This is a genomic window from Vibrio sp. 1159, assembly GCF_033340395.1.
Classification (GTDB): Bacteria; Pseudomonadota; Gammaproteobacteria; order Enterobacterales; family Vibrionaceae; genus Vibrio; species Vibrio alginolyticus.
Window position 1 is genome coordinate 108,074 of sequence record NZ_JAWOWL010000015.1, and the last position, 10,346, is coordinate 118,419.

The 10,346-nt window shown below is 39.6% G+C and carries 12 protein-coding genes; all 12 read left to right on the plus strand.

Annotated features, from left to right (window positions below):
• The first annotated feature begins 177 nt into the window (after window positions 1–177).
• The 12 genes from R7127_RS13770 to R7127_RS13825 all read left to right on the plus strand — a co-directional run bounded on the left by R7127_RS13770 (window position 178) and on the right by R7127_RS13825 (window position 10,112).
• Window positions 178–711 (plus strand): hypothetical protein, encoded by a 534-nt coding sequence (locus tag R7127_RS13770; RefSeq protein ID WP_172563616.1) that lies wholly within the window; start codon window positions 178–180, stop codon window positions 709–711.
• A 720-nt stretch (window positions 712–1,431) separates the two neighbouring features.
• A complete protein-coding gene (locus R7127_RS13775; protein ID WP_172563617.1) occupies window positions 1,432–1,845 on the plus strand; it encodes a hypothetical protein in 414 nt (137 codons plus the stop codon).
• 135 nt (window positions 1,846–1,980) lie between these two features.
• Window positions 1,981–2,379: a DUF6232 family protein gene (locus tag R7127_RS13780; RefSeq protein ID WP_048626546.1), complete on the plus strand. Its 399-nt coding sequence runs from the start codon at window positions 1,981–1,983 to the stop codon at window positions 2,377–2,379.
• 710 nt (window positions 2,380–3,089) lie between these two features.
• Window positions 3,090–3,560 carry a GNAT family N-acetyltransferase gene (locus R7127_RS13785; RefSeq protein WP_033907467.1) on the plus strand — a complete coding sequence of 157 codons (471 nt, stop codon included), beginning with the start codon at window positions 3,090–3,092 and terminating at the stop codon, window positions 3,558–3,560.
• A gap of 158 nt (window positions 3,561–3,718) precedes the next feature.
• Window positions 3,719–4,081 carry a VOC family protein gene (locus tag R7127_RS13790; RefSeq protein WP_005386966.1) on the plus strand — a complete coding sequence of 121 codons (363 nt, stop codon included), beginning with the start codon at window positions 3,719–3,721 and terminating at the stop codon, window positions 4,079–4,081.
• 758 nt (window positions 4,082–4,839) lie between these two features.
• A complete protein-coding gene (locus tag R7127_RS13795; protein ID WP_130165934.1) occupies window positions 4,840–5,271 on the plus strand; it encodes a hypothetical protein in 432 nt (143 codons plus the stop codon).
• A 690-nt stretch (window positions 5,272–5,961) separates the two neighbouring features.
• Window positions 5,962–6,312, plus strand: a complete 351-nt coding sequence (locus R7127_RS13800) for a hypothetical protein (RefSeq protein WP_172563618.1) — start codon at window positions 5,962–5,964, stop codon at window positions 6,310–6,312.
• Window positions 6,313–6,461: 149 nt separating this feature from the next.
• On the plus strand, window positions 6,462–6,863 hold the full coding sequence (locus tag R7127_RS13805) for a hypothetical protein (RefSeq protein ID WP_085570161.1): 402 nt from the start codon (window positions 6,462–6,464) through the stop codon (window positions 6,861–6,863).
• A gap of 158 nt (window positions 6,864–7,021) precedes the next feature.
• Entirely contained in the window at window positions 7,022–7,708 is a 687-nt protein-coding gene (locus R7127_RS13810) for a hypothetical protein (protein WP_172563619.1), read from the plus strand.
• Window positions 7,709–7,867: 159 nt separating this feature from the next.
• Window positions 7,868–8,617, plus strand: a complete 750-nt coding sequence (locus R7127_RS13815; RefSeq protein WP_172563620.1) for an SAM-dependent methyltransferase — start codon at window positions 7,868–7,870, stop codon at window positions 8,615–8,617.
• Between the two features lie 144 nt (window positions 8,618–8,761).
• On the plus strand, window positions 8,762–9,589 hold the full coding sequence (locus R7127_RS13820; RefSeq protein WP_172563621.1) for a hypothetical protein: 828 nt from the start codon (window positions 8,762–8,764) through the stop codon (window positions 9,587–9,589).
• 145 nt (window positions 9,590–9,734) lie between these two features.
• Complete coding sequence (locus R7127_RS13825) at window positions 9,735–10,112, plus strand: DUF4440 domain-containing protein (protein ID WP_042779881.1); 378 nt, start codon at window positions 9,735–9,737, stop codon at window positions 10,110–10,112.
• The last annotated feature ends 234 nt before the right edge of the window (window positions 10,113–10,346 follow it).

Genomic DNA, 10,346 nt, shown 5'->3' on the forward strand with positions numbered 1-10,346 from the left:
TAAGGTAGCGGATAATACCATAGAACATATGCAACATAACAAGCAATTTAAGAGGGATTCTCAACGCTTGGCACTTTTGCTTCTACTGCAGTTTTAGCGTTTATGGCACAATGCTTTAGGTTTGGGTGTAGGCGTTGTTCACCCCTTAATTGGGCGTTATATTTAATTGGAAGTACTATGAAATTGTCAAAACTACCTATTTTTTTCTTTGCTGTTGTTGCGTTTAATGTAAAAGCTCAAATAGCTTACACAACACAATTCGATGTACCTGGTGGTAAATTTCAAATCCTATATGAAGAAGCATATACGCAAGCAGACAAAGTGCTCTGTGCTACTAGGTTTGAAGGAGTCAAGAAGCATCCAGACTGGGCACCAAGCTACTCTTTAAAGTACCTAAATGAAATGGAAAATGAATCTCTGGGAGTAGTAGCCTCATTAGAGGATGAACGATATAACTTCTATATAGTTCAAACTCAGAGTAATAAGGTAGTTAGGAATGATTTAATAATGAGTTTGTTAGCTAATTCTGATGGATTAAAAACAGCCTTAGCATTTGAAGAAGGTAAACTTACTATTGAAATAGCAGATAATGACGGTCAATTTAGCCGAGGCGGTCACTGGGATTTTCCCGGGTTCTCCCCAAGAAAGTGGAAAGCACAAATATCAGGTTTTAAAGGGGGCATGTTTTGTCAGTTGTATAAGCCAAATTAACTCTAATATGAGCCTGATTCTTTTACATGTTAAATATAACAAACAATTTAAGAGTGATTCAGCACGCTTGGCATTTTGGGTTTGGGTCGAGTTCAGTGATTTTGGTGGTCAAGTTAAGTGTTGTGGTCGCGTGCTTCACACCTTAATTGGGCGTTAGTACGGGGTTGACATCAAAGGTCATAAGTTTTGGTGTTTATCTGTTTTTGCGCTCGTCTTTACACCTTTCAGTTTGTACCTTTCACGTTCTTTCCGGTGGCACTATATGCGGAGTGTTTGCTTTGACTTCACCGTTTACGGTTTCTAACTCTTAGCCTATTTCTTTGGTGCTTCTTCTTTTTCGTGGCTTTTACTAAGTCAGCATTGTCTTTCTTTGGTGTTGCTGTTGAAGTACGAGGATCGAATCCTTTTCTAATTTGAAGTCAGTAAAAGTAGGGGAGTTCAGTACGTTTTTCTTCTAGCCAACTCACGTTTTTCAATGGCGGTAAAGTTTTGTAGCTGCCCGTCTCACTTCAGTGTTCAAAGCCTTTCATATCATGCTACTTTTCAATATCTTGGAGCGCATAAATAGAAGTAGCGCATGTACTAACAAATTGCTTAAGAGTGATTCGTAACGCGTGGCATTTTTACTTTGCGGTGGCTTATGTGATTAAGGCGCCGTGCGGTAGCTTTTGTATTGCGTTACTCACACCTTAGCAAGGCGTTATGCGTTTCAGAGGTAATATGGAATATCTTCACTTAAAAAAAGATGCGTCACATATTCCCGTACTCCAGGTTGGGAAGTTTCGTTGCATAATTGTGGCTGAGGAAGCAGTAGCTGAAAGTTGGCAATCGAAATTGAGTTCTTGGCTAGTCGAGAGTAGTTGCATGTATGCTTTAGCTTGGGGTGTTAATGCCAGTTCTTGGGATACATCTATAGATATAGCTAATATCATTTACGTCGGAGATAGCGATTTGAATGATGCAAATTTGGTTATAACAACTTGGCACGATGATGAGCCGCTGTCAGAAGTCTTTTGGTTTGCAAAACATTTAGCATCACATCCTTACTATGAACTTAGAGATACGGTAGTTATTCATATCTCTAGCAGTGAGCCACGTAGACAAGAGTTCGTCGAACTTTTAAAAAACGCATAACAAATTGTTCAAGAGTGATTCGGCACGTGTGGCATTTTTACCATGCGTTAGATCTAGTGGTTAGGGTGGTATGCGGATGCTTAAGTATTGCGAGCCTCACACCTTAACAAGGCGTTATACGAATAGAGGGAAATTATGTACAAAAATACTGATTTTAGCTTGGATTCAAAAGAGTTCAGGTTTAAGAAAGACTCATATCCTTTGTCTAAGATAAACAATGTTAGGGTTAAAAAGTTAAGTTTTCTTGATAATTTAGGTCAAGTCTTATTCTGGGTGTGTGTTTTTTCAGGGGCAGTTTGGTTAGTTATTCCAAGGTTGGAAGAGGTGCCACAATGGCTACTAGTTTTAGTTCTTAGTCTGACGGTTGTAGGTTTGGTTTTTGCTCTTTTTCGTTGTTCTAAATATGCCCTTCAAGTCGAGTTTCGCCACATAGATGAAACGGGCGTTCAATGGGTTAATGTCGCTAAGTCATACTCAAAGTCAGATTGTGAGTTATTTGAACAGCAAGTGTTGGCACTGAAAAAATTCGTATAACAAATTGTTCAAGAGTGATTCGGCACGCGTGGCATTTTTACTATGCGTTGGCTTTAGTGGTTAAGGTGTTATGCGGAACCTTCGGTATTGCGTGCCTCACACCTTAACAAGGCGTTATGTTTCTTAGTCGCGTGTAGAAAACTATAGTTAATATTCAGATGCTTATTGTGGGAAAAGAGAGTTCATGGATGTGTATTCGTTACTAGCATTTGCGGCTTTTCTAGTGCTCATATCTTCAATGATAGTGCTCCTTGGGAGTAGTTTTTCCCTCGGATTGCAGATGAAAAGAATAGACCCGAGTAGATATAAAGCGATCTACTTTTTGTTTGTTCCTTTTTCTAGTGCGCTTCTCTTTAATTACGTAAGAAGTAGCGAAAATATCTCGAAGTATCCTGAAAGTAGCTCTTGGTTGTTTACTGTCATTCGATATTCTATGGTGTCACTCTTCATATCCTTTGTTTTTATGGGATTTTCTGCTTTTTTAGCAGCAGGTAAAAGCTAATTTTTTAGCCGGTAAAACTGTTCTGCTCATTTACGGTAACGTACTGGCGGGTGGTAATAAACATAACAAATTGTTCAAGAGTGATTCGGCACGCGTGGCATTTTTACTATGCGTTGATTTTAGTGGTTAAGGTGTTATGCGGGAGCTTAGGTATTGCGTGCCTCACACCTTAACAAGGCGTTATGCGATTCAATAGTATGGAAGCAAGATGTTAGAAATAGAGAAGGTAAACGAATCAAATTTTGAGGCAGTTAAGCTTGTACGTTTAGCCGATGAGCAAGTTAAGTTTGCTGGTACGGCTGATGAATTTCTATCAAGTGGTAACAAGACAACCCATCTGCATATTATAAAAAATGACGATATAGTAATTGGTTTCTTCAAACTAGATATCGCCTATTCTTCTAATTATGAGTTTTGTCCACCCGATGGATTAGGCCTAAGATCTTTTGCAATCGACATTGATAGTCAAGGTAAAGGTTTGGGTACAAAATCAGTTAAAGTACTCTTATCCTACATAAAAGCATACTACTCAGAGTTCAACTGGGTTTACCTGACAGTTAATTGTAAAAATCCAAGTGCTAAAGCGTGTTACGAAAATGGTGGCTTTGAAAACACTCCTGAGCAGTATTTGGGTGGTTTAGCGGGCCCTCAGCACATAATGCGCGTAAAAATCGCATAACAAATTGTTCAAGAGTGATTCGGCACGCGTGGCATTTTTACTATGCGTTGGTTTTAGTGGTTAGGTGGCATGCGGGGGCTTTGGTATTGCGTGCCTCACACCTTAACAAGGCGTTATGTACTTTAAGGAAAATTGTAACCAACTCTAAAGGATTGAGAGTGATAGATCATTTTGAAATTAAGGTAGTTGCATTCGAAGAATGTCGTGTGTTTTACAAGAATGTGCTAGAGCCATTGGGTATTGAACTCAAGTGGTCAGATGAAAATGCTGCTGGCTTTGGGCTTTCGAGCGAGCCAAATGTAAGGTTTCTAATTGAAAAAGGCGTCAGTAATTCTAAGTGCCATATTGCTTTTTCTGCATCAAACAAATTACAAGTTTCTGCGTTTCATCAAGCGGGGTTATCTTTAGGTGGTAAATGCAACGGTAAGCCTGGTTTACGAAAACACTATGCTCCAAACTACTACGCTGCGTTTTTGATTGACCCTGAGGGCAACAATGTGGAGTCAGTAGTGTACCTTTAGCACGTACATAACAAATTGTTCAAGAGTGATTCGGCACGCGTGGCATTTTTACTATGCGTTGGTTTTAGTGGTTAAGGTGGTATGCGGAAGCTTCGGTATTGCGCGCCTCACACCTTAACAAGGCGTTAGTTTGCAAGAGGAAAAACTCAGCTATATCGCAAGATCTAGTGGTAAAAGCTCAAAGTTTAAGTTGTCGTACAGGCTTTCAATTTTAGTGTTACTAGCGTGGTGAAAATCCAAAATTGGCATCGTTTCAACCGTTGATTTGTTCTTTGGAGCGGTGACTTTGGGGTTAACTGAGTCGAAGTTTTTTGCTGAAACTCTGCTCGTTGAGTTTGTTGGTGCAAAAGCCGATTTAATCGCTGAAATGACGTTTTCTCTGGTATGGAAAATTCAAGTGGTTTCAGTGACTTTGTTGAAAGTTCTCATTGTGAGATTGGTTTTCCAAAAGAGCTTTTTGGTGTTGTAAGTTCGTTTTCTGCGGCGTTGTTTGTTCCACGTGGTTTCATTGAGTAGCCGCTTTGAGACTACGCCTGGCTTAAGTGCATCGAAACACTTAAAGCTTATTGTTTGCAAAGTTTAAAATAACGTAAAATCAACGCGTTGGGTTTGCAAACTAACAAACTGCTCAAGAGGGATTCGCAACGCGTGGCATTTTTACTATGCGTTGAATTAAGTGTTTAAGGTGGTATGCGGCGGCTTCGGTATTGCGTTGCTCACCCCTTAGCAGGGCGTTATACGAATTAAAAGGAGTTTACATGGAAAGGTTTTATTTCATTAAAGAATGGGAGCTTTTGCAAAATGGCGCTCATGCTGGAATCGTCAGTTTCGCAGTTGAAAGGGCTAAAGAACTATCAGTTGATTTAGCGGTTTGTGTTCATAACAAAAGTTCATGTGAGCAATTTTTAGTGAAGTGTTTTGGCGAAAAAATAGCTCAGAAATTGCTTAATCGAAAAGATGTAAAAGTAGATGGCGTATCAATTATTTTGGAGTCATCGAAGACTCTAAAGCATTCATATGTATCAGTTGAACGAGCATATCTAGCATTGTTCCCTTCACAAGAACTTATTGAGTCAATTGAAAAAATTGATTCAAAGAAATCACTTACAGTATTCAGCGAAACTTTGCACTCGGAGCATCTCGTTGAGTGGTATACCAAATTTGAAGCCAAAGCGTTGAGTGAACAATAATTCGTATAACAATCTGTTTAAGAGTGATTCGCAACGCTTGGCATTTTTGCTATGCGTTGCGTTTTGTGTTTAAGGTGTTATGCGGGAGCTTTGGTATTGCGTTGCTCACACCTTAACAGGGCGTTAGTACGGGTTTGACATCAAAGGTCATAAGTTTTGGTGTTTATCTGTTTTGGCGCTCGTCTTTACACCTTTCAGTTTGTGCCTTTCACGTTCTTTCCGGTGGCACTATATGCGGAGTGTTCGCTTTGATTTTACCGTTTACGGCTTCTAACTCTTAGCCTATTTCTTTGGCGCTTTTTCATTTTCGTGGTGACTTTTGAGAGAACCTTGATTACTTTTTGTGTGGCTGTTGAAGTGCGAGGAAAGAATCCTTTTCTAATTTGAAGTCAGTAAAAGTAGGGGAGTTCAGTGCGTTTTTCTTCTAGCCAACTCTCGTCTATCAATGGCGGTAAAGTTTTGTAGCTGCCCGTCTCACTTCAGTGTTCAAAGCCCTTCATATCATGCCACTTTTCAATATCTTGGAGCGCATAAATAGAAGTAGCGCATGTACTAACAAATTGCTTAAGAGTGATTCGTAACGCGTGGCATTTTTACTTTGCGGTGGCTTATGTGATTAAGGCGTTGTGCGGTAGCTTTTGTATAGCGTTACTCACACCTTAGCAAGGCGTTATGCTCTAGGAGATGATTTTGCTCGATTTATTCAAAAAAGTGTTTCTAATTAACCTCTCATCGGCTCTTGTTGTTATCGTTCTAGCCCAGTTTGTTCCATTCTTTGCTACTACTCAGTTGGTCGACTTTCTTTTCTTTGTTGTCATCGTCATATGGGTTTTAGCGAAGCTAATGTGGGAAGGTGGTGTCCATAGTAAGACGACTCGGTTAGATGATCCTAGAAGAGATAAAGTTTACAAAATGGTAGAAGGGCATGATTTCGCAAAAGACGAACGAGAGCACTATCGAATGAATTACCAGACAGGTTTAGTTTTCTTCATAGCGGGTCTGCCAGCGTTTATTGCTTGTTTAGTCCTTCAATATCTTTGAGTAAGAGCATAACAAAGCATTTAAGAGTGATTCCCAACGCTTGGCATTTTTCATTCCATCGTTGGTTTTTGTGTTTATGGTGGTATGGTTAGGTTTCGTGGTAGCGTTGCTCACACCTTAATGCGGCGTTATACGAATAGAGGGAATTTATGTACAAGAGTACTGATTTTAGCTTGGATTCAAAAGAGTTCAGGTTTAAGAAAGACTCATATCCTTTGTCTAAGATAAACAATGCTAGGGTTAAAAAGTTAAGTTTTCTTGATAATTTAGGTCAAGTGTTATTCTGGGTGTTTATTTTTTCAGGGGCTGTTTGGTTAGCCATTCCAAGCTTTGAAGAGGCACCGCAATGGCTACAAGTTTTAGTTCTTAGTTTGACGGCTGTAGGTTTCGTTTTTGCTCTTCTTCGTTGTTCTAAATATGCGCTTCAAGTCGAGTTTTGCCACATAGATGAAACGGGCGTTCAATGGGTTAATGTCGCTAAATCATACTCAAAGTCAGATTGTGAGTTATTTGAACAACAAGTGTTGGCACTGAAGGAGAAATTCGTATAACAAATTGTTCAAGAGTGATTCGGCACGCGTGGCATTTTTACTATGCGTTGGTTTTAGTGGTTAAGGTGGTATGCGGAAGCTTCGGTATTGCGTGCCTCACACCTTAACAAGGCGTTATGTTTTCGCGTAACAGTCAGTTTTAGTACAAAAGTATCAGTATGAAATTTATTGAAAAAGAGAAGACTAAATTAGATAGAGGTCATTTTGAACTCAATCGCAGGAGGTTGAACTGGTCCCAAATCGCGAAGCCCAAAATACTTGAGTTATGTCGATCTTTTGCAAAGGACGCCAATGAGCAAGGGTACCCATATCATCTATTTTGTTTCGAAGGCTCAAAGGATAAGAATGCAGAAACAATTCAGTTCGGAATCGGTATTAACTTTACTGGCATACAAAAGAAAGAAGTCCAGCATTTAGAGAATGGCGGGATTAGAGAAAAGAGTACAAATGTAATAGAAAAGGGCAGTGCATTAGTTTTCTCTCAAGGGCCTGCTGGGGATATTATGGTTCTTCTTTATCCGTATAAATCTGAAGTACACGCTAGAAGTGAAGACTACATTGTATTACACCGTAGCTTGTTACCAGAGGAACTCACGGACAGTTTGATTTTTCGAGCTCTGAGGAAGTCTCTCTACTATGCAAGAATTAGCAGTCTTAACGGTATCGCTTATGGTCTAACTCTAATGGATCGATTTTCTTTGTTTAAAATGAAGTACTTCGATGTTAGGTCACAAGCTAAACGTCGAGAAGCGTTTGTAAATCTAACTAGCGAATGGTGGAAAGTTATTGTTGCTGCACTACTAGCGTTGGTAGCTGCACTTTTTGCGCAATACTTAGCCAAGTAAAAACATAACAAAGCGTTTAAGACGGATTCACAACGCTTGGCACTTTCGGTTTGATTCGGCTTTAGTGTTTACGGCACAATGGTTTAGGTCAGGTGGTTGCGTTGCTCACCACTTAACGCGGCGTTATGCCTCAAGGTATTCTGACAGTTCGGAGAAAGCATGGATAGCTATAAAGAGAGACTTCAAAATACGTTCTTTAATTCCCTCTGGGTCAAAGCTGTAGGTGATTCTTATCCGCAAGATCTTCAACCATACAGTAGTTGTACAAATGAATTATTAGCAAGCCTAGGTGAGACTGTCAGAGATTTAAAACCTAAAAGGATCTTAGATCTTGGTTGTGGGTCAGGTGGTTTGAGTGTTTGGTTGGCAAAAGAGTTTGGTTGTACAGTTGTAGGATTAGATCGCTCGTTTGCAGCAATACAATTCGCTCGGGAAAGAACAGAGAAACAAGGGTTATGTGAAAAAGTGAGTTTTGAAGTTGCTTCGTTTGATGACATTAAAAAACTCGAGGGTAATTTCGACATGGTAGTTAGTATTGATGCACTACCATTTGCAAGCGATGAATATTCGGTCTTAACAGATATATATGAGCATTTAAACAACGGTGGGCAGTTATTTTTTACTACCCGTGCCCCTTTAGCTGACTCTCCAAAATTCAAACGTTTGGGCAAGACCTGGAACAAGGCTTTAACATATTCTGGCTTTGTAAATTCAGCTGAAGTTATCGAGAGAGCAGGTGTTTCAGAGTACTGGGCTTCAATCTATCATGAATGGTTAGCGAATGAGCAGCGACTGAGAGCGGAACTATCGGAGCAAGTTGTAGATCTTCTTCTAAACGAAGCAAATGAGATAGGGCCTAGATTGTTTGACGGTAGACCTTGGTGGTTAATAAAAGCACAAAAGGCATAACAAATTGTTCAAGAGTGATTCGGCACGCGTGGCATTTTTACTATGCGGTGGTTTTAGTGGTTAAGGTGTCATGCGGAAGCATCGATATTGCGTGCCTCACACCTTAACAAGGCGTTATGTGAAACAACAGATTGGGAGTGTAGTTTGAGTATTCTTTTAAATCAAAACAACAAGTTAGCTCAACGGAAGAGTGAGATACGTAATGTTGCAAGACGTTTGAATACATTGTATGTCAAGGCTGTAGAAGAAAGTGTAATTGCTATAGATGGGCAGTTAACTAAAGCTAAAGATGATTATGAAAGTGCAGGTGAACGCTATCATGAAATAATGGAAAAAGATGGTTACCCTGTGCAACCATCTGACGAAGCGATGGATATTATAGGTGAGCAAGCTGAGCATTATTACGACGTACAAATGTTAGAAGACCAACTGCTTTCCTTGTCTGAAATGAAAATTATATCGCTATTTAAAAGCTTTGAAATTGTTCAAAAAGAGCTCATTAACGTGGCTTTTGAAAATGTGAATACTAGAGAACTATATTTATGGGAAAATGTTAAGTCATTCTTTAATTCCAAAAACATCAGTTACGGGCGTTTGTCTGGGTACGATAATATCAATCAATTGAGAGTTGTAAATAACAACATTAAGCATTCACATGTAATTGATGGTGAAGTTAATCGACTTGGAATCAAAGAGTTTAAAGACTTAGATGTCTTTACCTATGAGTCATTAGATAAGTTCTACAGCAGAGTTTCAGGGAGTGTTGAAGCCTTCCTTGAAACATTGTCTGAGAGTATTATTAACCATTTATTTAGTTATGATGATGATAGATTATGTGAAATGGTTGACGAATTGTCTCTAACAATGAATAAACAAACGATGCTTAAGCTAGCTAAATTGCTAGAGGAAAAAGCTGACACACTATCTAAAGAGAGCAAGTTCGTTAGGCATTGGATGTCTAGTTTCACATAACAAAGCATTTAAGAGTGATTCCCAACGCATGGCATTTTTCATTCCATCGTTGGGTTTTGTGTTTACGGTGGTAAGGTTAAGTTTCGTAGTAGCGTTGCTCACACCTTAATGCGGCGTTATATGCCTTTGAAGTTTTGGAGACCAAATGGATATTCTCATTGAGCAAGAGATCGAGTTGCATCAGTATGAAATACGTCAAAGTAAAACGGATATTGAGCGCCTAATCCATCCTAGTTTTGTGGAAGTCGGTAAATCAGGTACGAGTTATGATTTCGACTCAATCATAGAAATGATGGAAGGTGAGGAACCTTCAAGTACTCGCATACATTCACAGAGGTATGAATGTATTCAGCTAGAACCTTCCGTTCAACTTCTGAGGTACGAGTCAGCTCTGGTAAGTGAATTTGGCGAAGTTAGTGATTTTGCTAAACGTTGTTCAATTTGGGTATTTACCGGTACTTGCTGGCAACTCAAGTATCACCAAGGCACACCGTGTTCGCCATTCGAGCTAGAACATAATTGAAGCTTGAGAAAACAGGCATATAACAAAGCGTTCAAGAGGGATTCTCAACGCTTGGCATTTTTAGTTTGAATCGGTTTAAGTGATTACGGCACAATGGTTTAGGTTAGGTGGTTGGCGTTGTTCACCCCTTAACGCGGCGTTATATGCTTGGAGGAAAGTAACTATTCACCCACGAGCTATTGACGATGCTTTACGCTAAGAACACTGGCAACTGATAATCGATTTTAAGCATAT